Origin of the sequence: Herpetosiphon sp. NSE202 (assembly GCF_042688385.1) — a bacterium.
Taxonomy (GTDB): Bacteria; Chloroflexota; Chloroflexia; order Chloroflexales; family Herpetosiphonaceae; genus Herpetosiphon.
This window is the reverse complement of record NZ_JBHUPY010000013.1, coordinates 145,808-165,185: the sequence shown is the minus strand read 5'-3', so window position 1 is coordinate 165,185 and position 19,378 is coordinate 145,808. Positions and strand designations below refer to the sequence as shown.

The 19,378-nt window shown below is 52.0% G+C and carries 13 protein-coding genes; 10 read left to right on the top strand and 3 right to left on the bottom strand.

The genetic code is table 11. From position 1 onward, the window contains the following. Positions 1-45: 45 nt before the first annotated feature. Both ACFMKP_RS17145 and ACFMKP_RS17140 read right to left on the bottom strand, forming a co-directional pair. A complete protein-coding gene (locus ACFMKP_RS17145) occupies positions 46-1,548 on the bottom strand; it encodes a serine/threonine protein kinase (protein ID WP_382293472.1) in 1,503 nt (500 codons plus the stop codon). A 160-nt stretch (positions 1,549-1,708) separates the two neighbouring features. Continuing rightward, complete coding sequence (locus tag ACFMKP_RS17140) at positions 1,709-3,034, bottom strand: Stp1/IreP family PP2C-type Ser/Thr phosphatase (protein ID WP_054534181.1); 1,326 nt, start codon at positions 3,032-3,034, stop codon at positions 1,709-1,711. Positions 3,035-3,194: 160 nt separating this feature from the next. Between ACFMKP_RS17140 and ACFMKP_RS17135 the strand changes: the two genes are divergently transcribed. The 4 genes from ACFMKP_RS17135 (at position 3,195) to purE (ending at position 9,520) form a co-directional block, all read left to right on the top strand. After that, complete coding sequence (locus ACFMKP_RS17135) at positions 3,195-5,831, top strand: FHA domain-containing protein (RefSeq protein WP_382293469.1); 2,637 nt, start codon at positions 3,195-3,197, stop codon at positions 5,829-5,831. 2 nt (positions 5,832-5,833) lie between these two features. Then, positions 5,834-7,483 (top strand): McrB family protein, encoded by a 1,650-nt coding sequence (locus ACFMKP_RS17130; RefSeq protein ID WP_382293467.1) that lies wholly within the window; start codon positions 5,834-5,836, stop codon positions 7,481-7,483. 294 nt (positions 7,484-7,777) lie between these two features. Next, positions 7,778-8,923: a 5-(carboxyamino)imidazole ribonucleotide synthase gene (locus ACFMKP_RS17125; RefSeq protein WP_382293465.1), complete on the top strand. Its 1,146-nt coding sequence runs from the start codon at positions 7,778-7,780 to the stop codon at positions 8,921-8,923. 99 nt (positions 8,924-9,022) lie between these two features. Then, the gene (purE, locus tag ACFMKP_RS17120) at positions 9,023-9,520 is read left to right on the top strand and encodes a 5-(carboxyamino)imidazole ribonucleotide mutase (RefSeq protein ID WP_382293463.1); all 498 of its coding nucleotides are present in this window, start codon (positions 9,023-9,025) and stop codon (positions 9,518-9,520) included. Between the two features lie 674 nt (positions 9,521-10,194). Here the strand turns inward: purE and lipA are convergent. Beyond that, positions 10,195-11,091: a lipoyl synthase gene (lipA, locus tag ACFMKP_RS17115; protein ID WP_382293461.1), complete on the bottom strand. Its 897-nt coding sequence runs from the start codon at positions 11,089-11,091 to the stop codon at positions 10,195-10,197. A 417-nt stretch (positions 11,092-11,508) separates the two neighbouring features. On the opposite strand from lipA, the gene ACFMKP_RS17110 reads away from it, so the two are divergent. The 6 genes from ACFMKP_RS17110 to ACFMKP_RS17085 all read left to right on the top strand — a co-directional run bounded on the left by ACFMKP_RS17110 (position 11,509) and on the right by ACFMKP_RS17085 (position 19,377). After that, positions 11,509-12,549: a LacI family DNA-binding transcriptional regulator gene (locus tag ACFMKP_RS17110; RefSeq protein ID WP_382293459.1), complete on the top strand. Its 1,041-nt coding sequence runs from the start codon at positions 11,509-11,511 to the stop codon at positions 12,547-12,549. 23 nt (positions 12,550-12,572) lie between these two features. Then, on the top strand, positions 12,573-13,571 hold the full coding sequence (locus ACFMKP_RS17105; protein WP_382293457.1) for a glycoside hydrolase family 130 protein: 999 nt from the start codon (positions 12,573-12,575) through the stop codon (positions 13,569-13,571). A gap of 227 nt (positions 13,572-13,798) precedes the next feature. Continuing rightward, the gene (locus ACFMKP_RS17100; protein ID WP_382293455.1) at positions 13,799-15,151 is read left to right on the top strand and encodes a sugar ABC transporter substrate-binding protein; all 1,353 of its coding nucleotides are present in this window, start codon (positions 13,799-13,801) and stop codon (positions 15,149-15,151) included. 44 nt (positions 15,152-15,195) lie between these two features. After that, positions 15,196-16,971, top strand: a complete 1,776-nt coding sequence (locus ACFMKP_RS17095) for a DUF5060 domain-containing protein (RefSeq protein ID WP_382293453.1) — start codon at positions 15,196-15,198, stop codon at positions 16,969-16,971. A 142-nt stretch (positions 16,972-17,113) separates the two neighbouring features. Continuing rightward, on the top strand, positions 17,114-18,127 hold the full coding sequence (locus tag ACFMKP_RS17090) for a glycoside hydrolase family 5 protein (RefSeq protein WP_382293451.1): 1,014 nt from the start codon (positions 17,114-17,116) through the stop codon (positions 18,125-18,127). Further along, positions 18,127-19,377: an AGE family epimerase/isomerase gene (locus ACFMKP_RS17085; RefSeq protein WP_382293449.1), complete on the top strand. Its 1,251-nt coding sequence runs from the start codon at positions 18,127-18,129 to the stop codon at positions 19,375-19,377. The genes ACFMKP_RS17090 and ACFMKP_RS17085 overlap by 1 nt, the downstream gene beginning before the upstream one ends. Position 19,378: the final 1 nt, after the last annotated feature.

Below are 19,378 nucleotides of genomic sequence, written 5' to 3'. Positions count from 1 at the left end.
TCCTCCTTCGACAAGGGAGCACACAAGAATGCAAAAATAAGAACTTTAATATTTATCTGAGATACTACCTATAATTCCCATCACCACACACGCTAAGACCATCGCCACGGTTGCAAATATTAGGCCGCGAACTGCCTGCGAACGACCTTTGCGCGAATCACGGGTTGCTTTTAAACTCACCGCAACAATACTCACAATTAATGAGACAAAGCCAGCAAATCCGCCAAAACCTGCCATTAACAAGGCGGTGTCATAGCCCATATCTTCATAGAAAAAGCCGCTGATCACCATAATTAGGCTTAAAAAGCCCATAACTTGCGCGGTTTGAGCAACGCCAGTGGTTTTGGCTTGCGGCACGCTTGCAGCCTGCAAATGATGCGTTGCTGGATGCATGGGCGGCGCTGGCGGAATAAACGGTTGCGCATAGATTGGCGGCGCTGGCGGAGTATAGGGCTGTGCATAGGGTTGCGCCACTGGCGGCCCATAGGGCTGCGAACCAGTTTGACCATACGGCTGCGAACCACTCTGACCATATGGTTGCGAACCACTTTGACCATACGGCTGTGAGCCAGTTTGGCCATACGGCTGCGAACCAGTTTGGCCATAAGGCTGCGACACGGGCCGCGCTTGAGCTGATTGCGCATAGCCAACATTAGGCAAGGCCGAGGTGCTTGGGCGTTGGGCCACATACACATCAGCACTCTGTTGCGAAGCATTCGATAGCGCGCGGCGCAACGCAACCATTGAGGCAAAACGAGTTTGCGGATCATGGCTCATCGCCGTCATCAATACCGAACTGATCGCCTCAGGCACTGCTGGATTGATCGTATGCGCCAGCGGTACATTGAAGGGCTGGGCAATTGGGTCGTGACCTGTCATCAATTGATGCAACAACACGCCCAAGGCATAGACATCGGAGCGGGCATCAGTTTGGCCCGTGCCATATTGTTCGGGTGCAGAATAGCCCATCGTGCCAAACGCTTGGGTATCTTGCGATTGCCCAGGCTTAAACAAACGGGCAATCCCGAAGTCAATCAATTTCACTTGACCTTCGGGAGTACGCATAATATTGGCAGGCTTCAGATCGCGAAAGACAATCGGTGGGGTGCGGCTATGCAAATAATGCAGCACCTCGGTCAGTGGCTCGGCAAACGCCACCACATCAGCAACTGGCCATGGCGGCGGGCTATTGCGCAGAATGCTGGCCAAGGTTTCGCCAGGCACAAATTCCATCACCAAATACTCACGCCCGTGATCGCTAAAGTGATCGGTCACACGCGGCAGATTGGGATGGTTCAAACGTGCCAGCAATTTTGCTTCTTCATGAAACGATTTGCGGGCGCGCTCGCGCTCATCTTCAGTTTTGAGCAGGGCCGTGCTCATCTCTTTGATCGCGCAATCAATATCAAGGCGCTGATCGTAAGCCAAATACACAGCCCCCATGCCGCCTTGGCCAAGCCGTTGTTTGAGCAAATAGCGATAGCCCAAAATCAACTCAGGGGGCAAGGCACCTGTTTTTGAGTTTTCTTCAGATAACAAATCGCTCATGGAGAAAATCCTTCGTATCAGCAACTCAGCGCGATTATAGCACGATGTTGCGCTCAAAAGCGCCCAGAATCGTGACAAAACGATCAGAATGTGATCGCTGGCGTAAGGCCGTCACAGCATACGACGCATTCTATCTTTAATTAGTTTCAGCCTCAGGCCGCTAATGCTGCTGGTTGGTACGCTCTTCGGCGGATAACAGCACCACCGTTACATTATCGCGTGCTCCGCGGCTATTGGCAATAGCAATCAAGCTGCCACAACATGCTTGCGGTGATGACGCTTCAAAAACTGCATCACGCAATTCTTCATCAGAAAGCTCGTTAATCAAGCCATCTGAGCAAAGCAACAGCCAATCGCCAGCTTCCAGCGGTTGCTCGGTCATATCCGATTCGACTGTGGCCTCAACCCCAACCGAGCGATAGAGCACATGGCGACGCGGATGGGTGCGCGCTTCCTCAGGCGTTAGCTCGCCAATATCAACCAAGCGCGCCACCATCGTGTGATCGACGGTAATTTGGGCAATTTGTTGGGTCTTTTCGCTGACTCCTTTGCGGTTAATCAGGTAGACCCGCGAATCACCAACGCTGCCAATCCAGGCTTTTTCGCCAACAACCAACGCTACCACGACCGTCGTGCCCATGCCACGGAGTGATGATTTAACTTCTGCTTCGCGAAAGATTGTGCTGTTGGCCGCAGCAATTGCCGCCCGCACCACATCGCGCCAGCCATCAAAACTGCGATCGACATTACGGCTATAATCGCGTAAATGATTGACAATCGTTTGGCTGGCTAAGGCGCTGGCCCGTTCGCCACCTTGGGCACCGCCCATGCCATCGGCTACCAAACAGCAGATCACCGGCGTGCCATCACGCAAACGAAATTGCTCGACCAAGGCAGAATCTTGGTTGACTGAACGACGTGTACCAACATCGGAAAGCAGGCCAACAGTATAGCGAAGTGTTTGCGACATAGGCTGGACCTTTTCTGCATTGGCCACCAACGGATTACCGCAGGCAATGCAATAGCGTGCATTGACCCGATTGCCCTTGCCGCAGCGCGAGCAGCCAAGCGGAAAGCGGCGGGCTGGCGTTAATGTGGTGGTAATGCGAATTGTTTCGCGGCCTTGAGCCAACTGATGGCTAACGCTCCCAAGGGCTTTGCGCAACTCTTCAATACTTGTGATGGCTTCTTCTCTGGTTGCCTCACCAGTTTGCAGGCGCATCTGCCACCATTCAACGCCAGCATGCACCATCTGTTCCAACGCTCGCAGGCTAATCTTCTCACCTTCAAGCTGGATTCGGCGTGGTGCTGGTAAAACAACTTCTTCATAATCCATCGGCTCGGCGGCCACGGCTGGTTCTGGCGCTGCGAGCGGCGTTGCGACTGAACGCAGCGGAAACCCGCAATGACGACAGAAACGCGCCGTTTCATCAACCAGACGATGACAGCGTGGGCATGGAGCGCCAGTAGGCGTTGCAAGGCTCATTCGAGCAACCTCCCATTCGGCAGGAACGGTTGTGGTCTGGAGCAGTGTGCTATAATGCGCGTGTTTGAGTCTGCTCACATGCTGCGATTATAGCACAGCCTTCATCCATGCCACTAGATAGCGTTAATCGTGCTGCATGAAGCTTGGCATTTAAGGGGGAATGATGACACGCTGTATTCACTGCGGTGCTGCCATTCAGCCTAATACAAAGTTTTGCCCAAGTTGTGGGAAAGCCCAACAGGCCGCACCAAACCAAGCCAGCCCAGCCTTCGGCGGTGGGGCTACCACCATCTTGCATTCCTCAATGGCCTTTTTAGAGGTGCAAGAAACTGGGCAGGCTCCCCGCCAGATTCCATTAGCCAACCAGCCAATAACCTTTGGTCGCAAGCCCGATAACGATATTATTGCGTCATCGCGGTTTGTTTCATCGCATCACGCGCGCATTGAGCCAGAAGGTCAACGCCACGTTATTGTCGATCTTGGCAGCACCAACGGGCTGCTCTTCCAAAGCCAACGTGTGCCACGCCATAGTTTCAACGATGGCGATTCGGTGCGGATTGGCGACCCCGTAACCGGTAACTTTGTTACCTTGACCTATCGCAATCAGCAGGTTGCCACGCCACCAGCAGAGGTTGGCCATGTCAGCCGCTTTGATTTGAGCAACAAGCCAGCAGTCACAATTGGCCGCGAAGGCTCGGCGCTCAATTTGCCCAATCCCCAGGTTTCGCGCAATCATGCCGAAATTCGCGCCATCCAAGGTGGTCACGAGGTGCGCGACCTTGGCAGCACCAACGGCACCTTTGTCAATGGTAATCGAATCACTGCAACCCGCTTGAATCGCGGCGATGTGATTCAAGTCGGGCCATTTAAATTGGTCTACGATGGCATGTCGCTTGATCAATTCGATCAACGCGGGGCCTTGCGGATCGATGCCCATTCGTTGGTGCGCTTGGTCGGCGGCAATCGGGTCATCCTTAATAACGTGTCGCTGGTGATCGAGCCACGCGAGTTTATTGCGCTGGTTGGTGGCTCAGGCGCAGGCAAATCGACCTTGATGGGCGCGCTTTCGGGCTACAATCGGGCCAACAAAGGCGCGGTTTTGGTCAATGGCGACGATTATTATGCCAACTTCGATGCCTATCGCGCTATTTTGGGCTATGTGCCGCAAGACGATATTTTGCATAGCAGCTTGCCGGTTGATGTGGCCTTGCGCTATACCGCTAAGTTGCGGCTGCCCGCCGACACTGCCAGCAGCGAAATCGAAACCCGCATCGATCGGGTTCTCAAAGATGTTGAGATGAGCGCTCATCGTGGCAAGCAAGTTAATCAGCTTTCTGGTGGTCAGCGCAAACGGGTTTCAATTAGCTCCGAGCTGTTGGCCGACCCCAGCTTGTTCTTTCTCGATGAACCAACTTCGGGGCTTGACCCGGGCCTCGAAAAGAAGATGATGTACACGTTACGTCAATTGGCCGATTCAGGGCGCACAATTGTCTTGGTGACGCACGCTACCGCCAACATCACCCAATGCGATCATGTGGTGTTTATGGCCGATGGACGCATGGTTTGGTTTGGACCACCCAGCGAAGCCTTGCATTTCTTTAATGTTACCTCGGGCGATTTTGCCGATATTTACACCAAACTTGAGGGCGATGCCGACCCGAACCATCCGTTAATTACAACTGAGCTGAAGCAAGAATTTGAGACTTGGCGGCAACATAATAACCAAGTACGCCAAGCGCCACGGCTCTCCGAGCTATGGGAAATTCGTTTCCGCAACTCAGAGGCCTATCGCAAATATATTTGGGAACGGCTGCAACGTGCGCCCCAAGTGCCAGTGATGACTCCGCCGCAAGCGCCAATTCCACAAGCGGCAATCCCAGGTGCATACCCAAATCAAGCCAGCACCTCAATTCCAACATCGGCGGCTCCAGCGGGCAGACCAAAACCGCCGCCAGTTTCGGCAATGCGCCAATTTGGCATTTTGACCAAACGCTATTTGCGCTTGATCGCTGCCGATCGGCGAAATTTGGCAATTCTGCTGTTGCAAGCGCCAATTATTAGCTTAATTTTGCTGTTGGTTGCCAAAGCCGATGCATTGCATGACCCACGTTATGCCGATGCACGCATGATTCCATTCTTGTTAGGCGCGGTTGCGGTGTGGTTTGGCATTTTGAACTCAGCGCGGGAAATTACCAAAGAAGGCGCGATCTATCGGCGTGAACGCTTGGCAAACCTCAAAATTGTGCCCTATTTGGCTTCAAAAGTTGTTGTGCTTTCCGGCTTATGTCTCATCCAAAGTGTGATCTTGATGGTGATATTAAACTTCAAGGTCGATTTCGACATTGGGGTTACGCATGCGCCGTTTGGGGTTTGGGGCGGCTTTTTAATCACGACTTTCCTTACCTCGCTAACAGGTTTGGGCGTTGGCTTGTTAATTTCGGCCTCGGTTAGCTCATCGGATAAAGCCATGAGCATCATTCCATTTGCGCTAATTCCGCAAATTGTGTTTGCGCTGGCCTTGTTGCCCTTGCCTTCGGCCTTGGCTCCGCTTTCGTTCTTCGTGGGCAGTCGCTGGGCGATGCAAGCCTATGGCTCAATTGGCGGCTTAACCGAGCCATACGACACGGGCAAGTGTGTTGGCCCGCCGCTGCCGCAAAACTGCGAAGTCTTTCCGACGGTCAATTATTCCTATAACGCTGGCTTTATTTTCTTGACTTGGTTTATTTTGATTGCCTATACGCTGGCATGTTTTGCCTTGACGGCGTGGTTGCTCAAGCGCCGCGATAAGGAAGCCTAGTTGTGAGCCAAAATGAGCCAATGCAATGGAATGCAGCAGCGTTGCAAAGCTTGCAAGTCGAGGGCGTAAATGAGCGTTGGAATGCAGTGCAGGAGCAGTTGCATCCAATTCTCGTGGCCATCACCGAGCAGCTTGCCAATGTTGCTGCGCGCCAATTTCCCAACACTTGGGGCTTGTATGAAGTCAGCGCCAAATCGGTCAGGGCGGTCAATCGGGGCCGCCAACGTGATCCAATCGAAGATTATCATGTGGTGATCGATCGGCCACCGCGTGGCTGCCATATTTACCTTGGGGTCAGCGGCAGCGAAGAACGGATTTTGGTTGGCATTCAACTGTGGAATAAGCGCAAACGCGAGTTGGCAGCGGTGTGGGATCGCGGGCGGGTGCTGTGGGAGCCACTAATTAGCAGTTTGCCCGATGTACGCTACACTCGGGGTGAGCATGCCGAGCAACAGCTTTGGCTTGATGATTATCTGGCCAATCGCACCAGCAATTATCTGTGGGCGGGCTGGAGCTACCCATGGCAGCAAGCGCTGGATGATAGCCAGCAGTTTAATCAACAATTGATTAACCATATTTTGGCCTTGCTCCCGCTCAACGAAGCAATTATGGAAATCGCCGAAGAAGAGTGGGAATTGCCGCCGAGCCATGTGCGTGAAGCGCGTCCAAGCTACGCCACGGGCTTCAACAGCCCAAGCATCGAGGAAATTAGTGCCAACATTCGCCAACGTGGCTTTATCTATCCCGAGGCTGTGTTGCGCTCGTACCACATTGCGCTGCAAACCAAACCATTGGTGATTTTGCCCGGTATTTCGGGCACCGGCAAAACCCGTTTGACGCGGGTCTACGCTGATGCAGTGCATCAAATTGCGCCGCACAGCGATAATCCCTATTATTTGGCGGTGGCAGTGCAGCCCGATTGGCATAACGCCCGCGATTTATTGGGCTATTTCAATGCGCTGACCCAAACTTTTCAGCCAACGCCAACCTTGCGTTTATTATTGCGCGCTGCCGCCGATCCGGCCTATCCCTATTTTTTATGCCTCGATGAGCTGAATTTGGCGCGGCCCGAATATTATTTAGCGCCCATTTTGAGTGCGCTCGAAACCGCCGAACATCTGATTGATTTGGGGATTCCGCAGGAAGTAGCCCAAACCGTTGATGGCGAGAGCGTGCGCAACCCGCTACGTTTGCCGTTGAATGTGCATATCATTGGCACGGTTAATGTTGATGAAAGCACCTTTAGTCTGAGCGATAAACTGCTCGATCGGGCGAATGTGATCGAACTCACAGAGGTGGATTTGCTGGCTTGGCGTAGTAGTTATCGTCGCCCGTTTGATGCCACTGCATGGCAAATATTACTCGAATTGCAACCAATTTTGGCAGGGCTTGGCCATCCATTTGGCTATCGGGCGGTCGAAGAAATTGGGCGCTATTTGGAAGGAGCCGAGGGCATTATGCCGCTCAACACGGCGCTTGATTTGCAAATTAAGCAAAAATTATTGCCAAAATTGCGCGGCGACGATAGCCAACGCTTTCGTAATGGCTTGCAGAGTTTAGCCCAAGCGCTCACAGCCTATCCGCAATCGCAGGCCAAAATTCAATCCATGCTCGAACGGCTTGATCGCGAGGGCTTTGCTGATTTTTATTAGAAGCTGGGGATCGGGGAGAAGAACATAGAGCATAGAGCATAGAACATAGAGGCTATTGGCTATCTGTACTGGTATTATTGGATTGGCAATGAGGGGTATGCCCTCACCCCCAACCCCTCTCCCACTGAACGCGGGCGAGGGGAGCACCGGTTTCGTGGTGCCCCCTCGCCTCGCGGGCGGGCTAGGGGGTGAGGGCATGCTATGGTTGAACTTAGCCCATAGCATATGCCCAACTCGCCTTCGTGCTCTTCGTGTGCTTCGTGGATCAAATTAACTTATAGCTAATAAGGCATTATGACAAAACGTTTAGGCATTCTTGGTGGCGGGCAATTAGCTCGAATGTTGGTGCAAGCGGCGATTCCCTTGGGAATTGAAACCGTTATTTTAGCCAATCGCAAAGATGAGCCAGCAGCGCTGGTGAGCAAAGCGGTGGTTGGCGATTGGAATGATCGGGCACTACTTGATCAATTTGCCCAAGCAGTTGACGTGGTGGTGCTCGAAAACGAGTTTATTGGCTCGGAAAAGCTGGCCTATCTCGCCAGCAAAGGGGTGCAACTGGTGCCTGATCAAGCAACCCTGGGCTTGATTGAGGATAAGGCGCAGCAGAAATTGACCTTGGCAGCAGCAGGCTTGCCCGTGCCAGGCTTGGGCTTAATCGAATCGCTAAGCGATGTTGAAGCCTTCGGGGCCGAGCACGGCTTTCCATTAATGCTCAAAACACGGCGCAATGGCTACGATGGCCGAGGCACTGCCAAAATTCGTAGCGCCGATGAGATTGCCAGCGCCTGCGCAGCCTTGGGTTTTCCTGAAAATCCGGTTTTTGTCGAAGCTTGGGTTCCCTTCGAGGCCGAGCTAGCAACCCTGATTATTCGCTCGGTCAACGGCGAGCAATGCGTCTATCCAGTGATTGAAACCTATCAGCCAAGCGGAGTTTGTCGCGTGGTACGTGCGCCAGCGCCCTTCTCAGCAGCAATTCAGCAGCAAGCCCGAGAGGTGGCCCAAGCAACCGCAGCCGCACTCGGCGGCTTAGGCATTTTGGCAGTTGAGATGTTTCTGACCAGCAAGGGCCAGATTTTGGTCAACGAGCTTGCGCCACGTCCGCACAACACAGGCCACTACTCGATTGAAGGCTGCTATTGCTCGCAGTTCGAAAATACCATTCGAGCGGCACTGGGCTGGCCATTGGGCGATCCACAGTTGCGCCAACAAAGCGCGGTGATGGTCAATGTGCTTGCACCAACCAGCAGAGCATTGGAAAGTAGCCTGATTCAAACCGCACTCCAACCGCAAGTGCATGTGCATTGGTACGATAAACGTAGCGCCAAGCCAGGCCGTAAAATTGGCCATATCACCGCTGTGGGAGCTGATCTCAGCGAAGTTGAGGCGCGCGCCCAAGCCGCCGTCGATCACTTGGAACAGGTGCTGGCCGAACCAGCTTAATTTGAACAAATTCACGTTGTCAGGCGCAAATCGGGTGCTGCAAAGGCGCGGCATCCTCGATCAAGGCTTGGCATTTTTATTTCATGCGAAAGGACAATTATGAGCGCCGTTGTTGGGATTGTGATGGGCAGCGATTCGGATTTGGCCACGATGCAAGCAGCAGCTAACATATGCCAAGAGTTTGCGATTGAGTATGAAATGCGGGTGGTTTCGGCGCATCGCACGCCTGCCCTGATGGCCGAATATGGCCAAACTGCCCACGAACGTGGCCTCAAAGTAATTATTGCTGGCGCTGGCGGCGCGGCACACTTGCCAGGCATGCTGGCTGCCTATACCCCGTTGCCAGTGATTGGCGTGCCAGTGCCGATTGGTCATTTGCAGGGTGTTGATGCCTTGATGTCGATTGTGCAAATGCCTGGTGGCGTGCCAGTTGCCACCGTCGCGATTGGCCAAGCCAAAAACGCTGGTTTGCTAGCAATGCAAATTTTGGCCACCGCCGATGCCGCCTTGCAAACCAAATTGATTGAGTACAAACAGACCATGGCCGATGAGTCGCAGGCCAAAAACGAGCGGCTTCGGTCAAGAATAAGCGAATAAATATTTCTAACCACGAAGAACACGAAGACAGATTTATGGCCTTGTTCAGGTTCTTGCTGGATTTTAACGTACAAGGAATGAGGCTATGGGCTTTTGGCTCTAGGAAATTAATAATCTGGGCTAATCTGTGACAATCTGTGGCTAAAATGTCCTTCGTGGCAAAAAATTTAACGCAGAGGCGCAGAGAATGTATGGCGATAAGCTATGGGCTTTTGGCTATCGGATAATTGTTTGTGGAATTCGTGGCTTCATAGCCAATAGCTGTAATAGTTCATTAGATTGGCAACCAATGGCATGCCCTCACCCCCAACCCCTCTCCCACTGAACGCGGGCGAGGGGAGCGCTGGTTTTTACCGACGTATTGCGGGAGAACCACGGCGTTAAAGCCCCTCTCCCGCTCCGTGGGAGAGGGGTTGGGGTGAGGGGATCAGGCGGTGGTTAACCTCATGTACCAATAGCCAATAGCCAATAATATGTGTAATCTGTGGCTACAATAATTATTATTCGTGTAATTCGTGGAATTCGTGGCCAAAAAACAGCCTTCGCGATCTTCGCGGTTCCGATCCTTCGTGCGCTTCGTGGATCATAGTGTTAACGCAGCGGCGCAGAGGGCTACAAAAAAGGGATCGGGCACAAAACCAGATCCCTAATAACCATTCCCCAACCCCTAATTCCTACAAATCGGCGACATGTTCGTGAGCGTGATACGACGAGCGCACCATCGGGCCTGATTCGACGTGGCGGAAACCACGGGCCAAGCCTTGCTCGCGGAACCACGTAAAGGTTTCTGGTGGCACATAGCGATCAATCGCCCAGTGATCGCCCGATGGCGAGAGATATTGGCCAATCGTCATGACATCAACATCCGAGCGCCGCAAGGCATCCATCACAGTCAGCACTTCTTCATCGGTCTCGCCAGCGCCAACCATCAAGCCACTTTTGGTGACGATAGTTGGCTGAAGCTCGCGGGCCAAGCGCAACAATTCGAGGCTTTGATAGAAATTGGCTCGTGGTCGGAACTTGCGGAACAAGCGTGGCACAGTTTCGATGTTGTGGTTCAGCACATCGGGCTTGGCATCAAGCACAATCCGCAAGGCATCCCAGTTGCCATCAAAATCGGGAATCAGCACTTCGACCTTGCAATCGGGCAATTGCTGGCGAATCAAATTGATCGATTCGGCAAAAATATGCGCGCCGCCATCAGCTTGATCATCGCGATTAACTGAGGTCAGCACAACATGCTTGAGTTTGAGGTGGGCAACCGCAGCGGCAATCCGCTGAGGCTCTTGTTCGTCGATTGGTTTGGGCTTGCCTTTGCCAATCGCGCAATAGCGACAACCGCGGGTACAGGTATCGCCGAGTAATAAAAAGGTTGCTGTGCGATGATTCCAACATTCGCCAATATTGGGGCAATGGGCTTCTTCGCAGACCGTATGCAAATCGAGTTCGCGCATAAGGCTATGCACATCCTCGTAGTTTTCCCCTATCGGAGCGCGAGCCTTAAGCCAAGCAGGGCGGCGAGGAGCCGCTGGCGCAGCTTTGGGCGCTTCAAAGAGTGTAATTGTATCCATGAAAACCCCTTGGATAACGCAACGAGCAGCATTTGCTCTTGCTCATATTGTAACGTGCTTTTGCTGCTTGTCATGCACCCAATGTTTAAGCCTCGCTTGGCCCACCGATCTAAAACCAAGCCCTGAAATCATGTTAAAAGCGCTATGCAAATTTGGGCATAATTACTAAAATTTAAGCTTGACATTTCAATTACGATGCGCTATATTTAGTGAAATTCTACTAAAATTTTAGATAAAGTTTATAGAATTTTCCAGCAACAGTTGGGTCATGCCCCAAACTCACTTCCCGCTGAGCCGAATCATCACCTGAATTGATTTGCTGAAACGATCTAAATTTTTCAATAAAGTCGCTTGCGAACCAAAGCGGCATTTTATGGCATCATGAGAGCCTATTCAAAGGTGACTAGGAGAACATGTATGACGCAGCGGATCACGATGGAAGACATTGCGCGGCAAAGCGGTGTCTCGTTGGCAACAGTTTCATTAGTATTACGCGACAAACCTGGGATTAACGACGATACCCGTCGCCGCGTGTTGGATATTGCGCGTGATCTTGGCTATCGCAAACGCTTGAACCATGAGAAGTTGGTTTCGCAATCGTTGCATAATGCTGGGGTGATCGTTAAGGCTTCGCTTGGCGATGATAGCCCGCTGACCAACCCATTTTATGCGCCGATTGTCGCAGGCATCGAGGCTGCTTGCCGCAAAATGCATATCAATTTGATGTACGCCACCGTGCCAGTTGATATGGAAAATCATCCCCAAGAAATGCCCCGCTTGCTCTCCGAAGATCATCTTGATGGGGTCTTGTTGGTTGGCGCATTTGCCGATGCAACGATTACCAAGCTCTTGCAACGTGAGGGTATTCCAGCAGTGTTGGTCGATGCCTACTCCCATGAACATGTCTACGATTCGGTTGTTTCGGATAACTTTCGTGCTGCCTACGAAGCTGTCAGCTATTTGATTAGCCATGGGCATCGGCATATTGGCGTGATTGGCACTACCAAAGAGGCCTACCCAAGCATTGCCGAACGTCGCAAGGGCTATATTCAAGCCTTAACCGATCATGGCATCCATGATCAGTATTTTGGTGATTGCTTACTCACCATGCATGAAGGTAGCGATACGTCGAGCATTCTGTTGCAACGCCATCCGCAAATCACCGCGCTTTTTTGTGCCAACGATATGATGGCGATTGGCGCGGCCCAAGCTGCCCGAGCTTTGCACCGCCAAATTCCCCAAGATTTATCAATTATTGGTTTCGATAATATTGATCTGGCGCAGCATCTGGCCCCAGCGCTGACCACAATGCATGTCGATAAAGTCAGCATGGGCCGCTTTGCGGTGCAACTGTTAGCCAACCGAGCCGAGTATCCGGAACAGGCTCCAGCAACAGTTTCGCTGCGACCGCGCCTGATTGAACGCCAATCAGTTCAACGCTTGCAACCACCAAAATAGGTTGCTTTGGAGGAGTATCAGCTATGGAAGCAGCGACGCTTCAATCCACCACTATGCTTGGAAGTGCGCTCCCATCAATTCCATGGGAAGACCGCCCAGTCGGTAATTCAGATGTTGTCTGGCGCTACAGCGGCAATCCAGTTATTCCCCGTGATGCCATTCCAACCTCAAACAGTATTTTCAACAGTGCTGTTGTGCCCTTCAAGGATGGCTTTGCTGGTGTGTTTCGCTGCGATGATAAACGCCGCGTGATGAACATTCACCGTGGCTTTAGCAAAGATGCAATAAATTGGGAAATTGATCCTGAGCCATTGCAATTTTCCGGCGATCCCGAAGTAACTGCATTTGAATATCGCTATGATCCACGGGTCTGTTGGATTGAAGATCGCTATTATGTCACCTGGTGTAATGGCTATCATGGCCCAACCATCGGCGTGGCCTATACCTACGATTTTGAAACATTTCATCAATTAGAAAATGCGTTCTTGCCGTTCAATCGCAATGGCGTGCTCTTCCCGCGCAAGATCAATGGCAAATATGCTATGGTCAGCCGCCCTAGCGATAATGGCCACACACCGTTTGGCGATATTTACTATAGCGAAAGCCCCGATATGGAACACTGGGGCAAACATCGCTTTGTGATGGGCACCAAAGGCGGTTGGCAAAGCACCAAGATTGGCGCTGGCCCAACCCCAATCGAAACCAGCGAAGGCTGGTTGCTGTTCTATCACGGCGTATTGACCTCGTGCAATGGCTTCGTCTATAGCTTTGGGGCCGCTTTGCTCGATTTGGAGCAGCCATGGAAAGTGCGCTATCGCACAGCTCCTTATCTGCTTGCACCCCAAACCTTGTACGAATGCGTTGGCGATGTGCCAAATGTGGCCTTCCCTTGTGCAGCCTTGACTGATGCACCCACAGGCCGGATTGCAATTTACTATGGCTGCGCTGATACAGTCACTGGAATTGCCTTTGCCCAAGTTGACGAAGTGTTGAGCTTCCTCAAAGCCAATTCAGAACTCTAGCAGGTGGTTGGGCTAGGCCAATAGGTCTAGGGCGGCGTTCCATTGGGGGTAGGTAATGCCAACACCGTTACCTACCCTGCAATAGGAAGATTGTGCTTGCCCAAGCATAGCGCTGGACTTGCGATAACATATATACTTAGCATGTTTGGCCAGGGTTGTCGATGCACAGCTTGCAACATCCAAACAGCCTGCATCGATGCATGTATTGACCAAGGGAGGTCAGCGTTATGCACAAGAAGCACCCACAATCACGCCACCCGTTTCGGAGTTTTGGATTCAGCTTGATCGTGCTGCTGATCTTGGCTGCATGTGGTCAAGCAGCGACCCCACCAACCCAAGTCAACCCAACCAGTTTACCCACCGATACCCCGCCGACTGCTGTTCCAGCCCTTGCTAACTCAGCCGATAAAGCCTTGGTCATTTGGTCAACCGGCTCCGATGTTGAGGCGCTTTCGATTCAAGCAGCAGCAGATGTCTTTGTGCAGAAAAATCCTGGGGTCTTGATTAAAGTGCAAGCTCTGCCTTGGAGCGATGCTCACACCCAAATTCTTGAGGCCATCGCCGCCGATCGCGGCCCCGATTTGATGGCTGGTGGCATGTCGTGGGGCATCGAGTTTGGCAAACTTGGCGGCATGATCGATTTGCAAAAACAATATCCTGCGGTGGTGACTGAAGTTAAGCAGAAGATGTTGCCCCAACTCCAAGATTCGTTATTCTTGGATACAGGCGAGGTCTATGCCTTACAACTCGACGTTGCGCTGATGGGCATGTTCTATCGCACCGATTTGCTGCGCGATTTGGTTGGCTTGGAGCAAGCACCCCAAAACTGGACAGAACTCACCAAAGTGCTTGAAAAATCCAAAACAATCAATAAAAAAGGCTTTGCCATTGGCTGGGATAATGCAGGCTGGATCAGCTACTTTACCTTTTTATATTCAGCTGGCGGCAGTTTGTATAGCGACGATTGCAGCAAAGCAACGATCAATTCGGCTGCTGGCTTGCAAGCCCTGACCTACTTCCGCGATCTGTACACCAAATATCAGATTCCCACCGATACCAGCTTGGATATTGAGGGCGGTCTCGAAAGCGGCGATTATTTGGTGAGTTACGCTGGCACATGGACGGTAGCAGCGCTCGAATTCAATCGCCCTGCCTTGGCAGGCAAATGGGCAGTCGCGCCATTGCCCAAAAGTCCCAAGGGCCAAAGCGTTTCGTTCCTGGGCGGGCGGGTCATCGGCGTAATGGAAGCCTCGCAGAACAAAGACCTTGCCGCCGAGTTTATTCGCTTTTTGTATACCGACGAAGCGGTTGCCGCGCAATCGACCTATGCTCAAAGCGCCAATAACTATTATGTGCCACCAAGCTTGCCCTTGCTGAGCGCCGCCAAATTGCCAACCAACATCGAGGCAGGCTTTCGCGGCTTGTTGGAGCAATCGGCAGGCCCACCCAAGTGCGTCGGCTGGGAAGAAAGCACCAGCGATGTGCAAAAGCTCTTGCAAGAAGTCGTCTACAACAATGCTGATCCCCAAGATGCTTTAGATCAAGCAGCGGAGATCATGAATCGCAATTTGCAACCATAAGCCAATTGCGCCGCTTTGAGATTTGAAGTCGTTCAGGAGGAATTATGCATCGGATGTTCAAGCGCTCGCAGGTTTGGCTGGTTCTCCTGTTGCTGATTGCCGCGTGTAGTCAAGCCAGCGATTCTGGTGGCGACCAAACCCTAAGCTTGCGCACCTTAACTGGCAATGCTGCGGTCTTTGGCACCATTGAGTTGGTCGTCGATACAGGCATCAAAGTCACCAATCCCTATGATCCTGACCAAATCGATCTGATGGTGAGTTTTATCTCATCAACTGGCCAAATTTATCGCGTGCCAGCCTTTTGGTATCAAGATTTTGATCAAATTACCTTGCAGCCGAAGGGCAACCCTGAGTGGCGCGTGCGCTTTACGCCCAGCGAGCCAGGCGCTTGGCAAGTTAAGGCCGAACTAACCAAACCAGCGCTGAGCAGCGATGTGATGACAATCGAAGTTTCGTCGAATAAACAATCGGCGGGCTTTGTGCGGATCAATAGCAGCAATCCACGCTATTTCGCCCGCCAAGATGGCTCGTTCTTTATGCCAATCGGCCTGAATTTGGGCTGGCCAACCCAGCAGGGTGCAGGCATTTTGCGCGAGTACGAACACTGGTTTGATCAACTCAGCAAAAACGGTGGCAATATTGCGCGGATTTGGATGGCCTCGTGGTCGTTTGGCATCGAATGGCAAGACACGGGCTTGGGCGATTACTCCAAGCGCATGCAACAAGCATGGATGCTCGACCAAATTTTCAAATTGGCTGAACAACGCAACATAACAATTATGTTAACCTTAATCAATCATGGCGCATTCAGCACGAGCACCGATTCGGAATGGGCCAAGAATCCCTACAACGCGGCCAACGGCGGGCCAATTGCCGAGCCACAGTTGTTTGCCACCGACCTACAAGCCCGTGAATTGTTCAAGCATCGGGTACGCTACATCGCAGCGCGGTGGGCGCATTCACCAAGTTTGTTTGCTTGGGAATGGTGGAACGAGGCCAACTGGACCCCAATCAATGATGCCTTGATGCAGCCGTGGGTCAGCGAAATGACGCGCCATTTGGCCCAGTTTGATCCCTATCAACATTTAGTTTCGACCAGTTACGCCAGCAACACGACAACCTCGATGTGGACTCAGCCAGAGATCAATTTCACCCAACACCACGATTACACAGGCCGCGATTTAGGCCAAGCCTTCCCATTAGTGATGCGTGAATTGAACGCTGCTGCGCCACAAAAACCAGCCTTGGTGAGCGAGCTTGGCTATGCAGCAACAGGCCGCGACGAGGTGATCAACCGCGATCTTTGGCAATTTCATCAAGGCTTGTGGGCCGCGCCATTCAGTGGCTTCGCTGGCAGCGGCATGTATTGGTGGTGGGATACCTTGGTCGATCCCGATAACTTGTGGAGTGAATATGACAAGTTGGCGAAATTTTTCAAAGACCAAGATTTGACCAGCTTTAGCCCAGTCAGCGCCCAAGTTTCGCCGTTGAAGGCGCGCGCGCTGGCCTTGCAAACCAAATCGCAAGCGCTGGTGTGGGTGCGTAGCAACGAATACGAGCCAGAAGCATTAACCAACGCCTACGAAGAAGCGCTGAAAAAACGCGAATTCAACGATACGTGGGAATATGTACCGCCGACCTATGCCGATTTGACGCTCAAATTGAGCGGGCTTGAAGCAGGAACCTACCAAGCAACTTGGTATGATCCGCAAACTGGCACATGGTCGGATTCGACAACGGTTACCCTTGAAGCAGAGGCCGCAACGATTGCTGTGCCAAGCTTCAACTACGATTTAGCCTTAAAACTCGTCAAGCAATAACGCCTATTGCTTGACAATGTTTGGCCATGTAGGTCTTGGGTAGCCGCTATCACACAATTAGCAACGATTTGCCTGCGTGATAGGGGCGCTCAGCGGCCTATGTGGCTTTTTATTGGCAAAAATACCTGCCAAGGATGGTTTCATGCCTCATTACGGCTTCAATTTACAATGGATGTATCATTATGTTCAGGGCAAGTTGCCAGCAGAACCAGATCACAACGCCTTGAACTGGATCGCCAAGCAGGGCTTTAATTTTATTCGGATTCCAACCAATTATTGGTTTTGGACGCGCGATTGGCAATATACCAACCCCGATGAGACGATCATCGAGTATATTGACCGTTACATCGCCGCTTGTCGCGAATATGGCCTGCATGTGAGCCTAAACTTGCATCGAGCGCCCGGATATTGTATCAATGGGAACGATCTCGAACGGCATAATTTATGGCAAGATGCTGAAGCCCAGGATGGCTTCGTGTGGCTCTGGGAATATTTCGCCCAACGCTACAAAGGCATTACTGCTGGCGAATTAAGCTTCGATTTGCTCAACGAACCGCCAAATATCGACCAATATGGCTTGACGCGACTCAACCATGCGGCGATCATGCGACGGACAGTTGCTGCAATTCGTGCAGTTGACCCGCAACGGGCAATTGTAATCGATGGGCTGGGTGGTGGCCACTTGGCAATGCCCGAACTAGCTGACTTGGGCGTAACCCACAGCGGGCGCGGCTATCAACCAATGGCGGTGAGCCACTACCAAGCTAGTTGGTGGGATGGGCACGAAGGTTTAGCGGCACCAACATATCCATTAGAGTGGCACAATCATTATTGGGATCGGGCAGGCTTAGTCGAGTTTTACCGTTCATGGCGCGACGTACAAGCGCGGAACGTCGCCATCCATATCGGTGAATTCGGCTGCTATAACCGCACACCCAACGATGTGGCGCTGCGCTGGTTCCGCGATATTCTCAGCGTTTATCAAGAATTTGGTTGGGGCTTCGGTCTATGGGAGTTCGAAGGCGCATTTGGAATTATCAATCATGGCCGACCACATGCCCGCTACGACGTTGTTGATGGCTACTCCGTTGACCGTGATTTACTCGATTTGCTCCTCGCTGCCCGTCTGCCCGAAGCGCCAGAAGGAATAGAATAATGGCGAATCTCGTAGATGGCGGCTTTGATCATGGCGTGCGCGAAATTTGGCAAGCTCAGTTTCGCGACGAAGTGTTGGGCAATATTTTGCCATTTTGGGCAAACCACACGCTTGATCACGAGCATGGTGGCTTTTATGGCGGCTTAACCAACGATCTGACAATCCATAATGAGTTTCCTCGCTCAGCCGTATTATGTGGCCGGATTCTTTGGACGTTTGCATGTGCATATCGTACGCTTGGCGACCCACGCGATTTGGCGGTGGCTGAGTATGCCTATGCCTATCTTAAACAGGCGTTTTGGGATAAAACCTACGGCGGATTGTATTGGTCGATTGATGCCAACGGCCAGCCTTTGGCCGAGCATAAACAAACCTATGCCCAGTCGTTTGCTATCTACGGTTTGGCAGAATACGTGCGCGCCACTGGCGATCAGAGCGCCTTGGCAATGGCCCAGGAAATTTTCCACTTGCTCGAAAATCATGCCTTTGACCCAGCCTATGGTGGCTATATCGAGGGTTGTGATCGGGTTTGGCAGCCACTTGGCGATAGCCGCCTGAGCAAGCTTGAGCCAGAAGCCCGCAAAACCATGAACACCATGCTGCATATGATGGAAGCCTATGCCAACCTGCTGCGGGTCTGGGATGTGGCCGATGTGCGTCAGCAATTAGCCAGTTTAATCGAAGCCTGCTGTGAACACATTATCGATCCCGTGCAAGGCCGCTTTCACCTGTTTTTCGATGATCAATGGAACCACAGCGAACATGGTATTTCGTATGGCCACGACATTGAAGGCAGTTGGTTGTTGATGGAAGCAGCCCATGTGCTGGGCGATGCTTGCCTGATTGCCAAAGCCGAAACCTTGGCAATTGGCATGGCCGAAGCAGTCTATCGCAATGGTCGTCACGCCGATGGCAGCATTATTCACGAGCGTGCAGCCGATGGCTCAATCAACTTCGAACGCCATTGGTGGCCGCAAGCAGAAGCCGTCGTTGGCTTCTACAACGCCTATCAGGCTACCGGCAACCAAGAGTTTGCCCAAGCCGCCTACGACAGTTGGAATTTTATTCAACGCTATTTTATCGACCACGATCATGGCGATTGGTTCAAGATTTTAGATGCCCAAAACCAACCATTGGGAGCGATTCCAAAAGTTGGCCCGTGGGAATGCCCCTATCACCATGCGCGGGTTTGTTTTGAAATGATCGAACGTTTAGCTGAACACAATGTGAGTGTTCAGATGCGAGGATAAG

Coding starts and splice junctions, on each gene's coding strand:
- ACFMKP_RS17145 (WP_382293472.1), bottom strand. CDS start 1,548: ATGAGCGATTTGTTATCTGAAGAAAACTCAAAAACAGGTGCCTTGCCC.
- ACFMKP_RS17140 (WP_054534181.1), bottom strand. CDS start 3,034: ATGAGCCTTGCAACGCCTACTGGCGCTCCATGCCCACGCTGTCATCGT.
- ACFMKP_RS17135 (WP_382293469.1), top strand. CDS start 3,195: ATGATGACACGCTGTATTCACTGCGGTGCTGCCATTCAGCCTAATACA.
- ACFMKP_RS17125 (WP_382293465.1), top strand. CDS start 7,778: ATGACAAAACGTTTAGGCATTCTTGGTGGCGGGCAATTAGCTCGAATG.
- purE (WP_382293463.1), top strand. CDS start 9,023: ATGAGCGCCGTTGTTGGGATTGTGATGGGCAGCGATTCGGATTTGGCC.
- lipA (WP_382293461.1), bottom strand. CDS start 11,091: ATGGATACAATTACACTCTTTGAAGCGCCCAAAGCTGCGCCAGCGGCT.
- ACFMKP_RS17110 (WP_382293459.1), top strand. CDS start 11,509: ATGACGCAGCGGATCACGATGGAAGACATTGCGCGGCAAAGCGGTGTC.
- ACFMKP_RS17105 (WP_382293457.1), top strand. CDS start 12,573: ATGGAAGCAGCGACGCTTCAATCCACCACTATGCTTGGAAGTGCGCTC.
- ACFMKP_RS17100 (WP_382293455.1), top strand. CDS start 13,799: ATGCACAAGAAGCACCCACAATCACGCCACCCGTTTCGGAGTTTTGGA.
- ACFMKP_RS17095 (WP_382293453.1), top strand. CDS start 15,196: ATGCATCGGATGTTCAAGCGCTCGCAGGTTTGGCTGGTTCTCCTGTTG.
- ACFMKP_RS17090 (WP_382293451.1), top strand. CDS start 17,114: ATGCCTCATTACGGCTTCAATTTACAATGGATGTATCATTATGTTCAG.
- ACFMKP_RS17085 (WP_382293449.1), top strand. CDS start 18,127: ATGGCGAATCTCGTAGATGGCGGCTTTGATCATGGCGTGCGCGAAATT.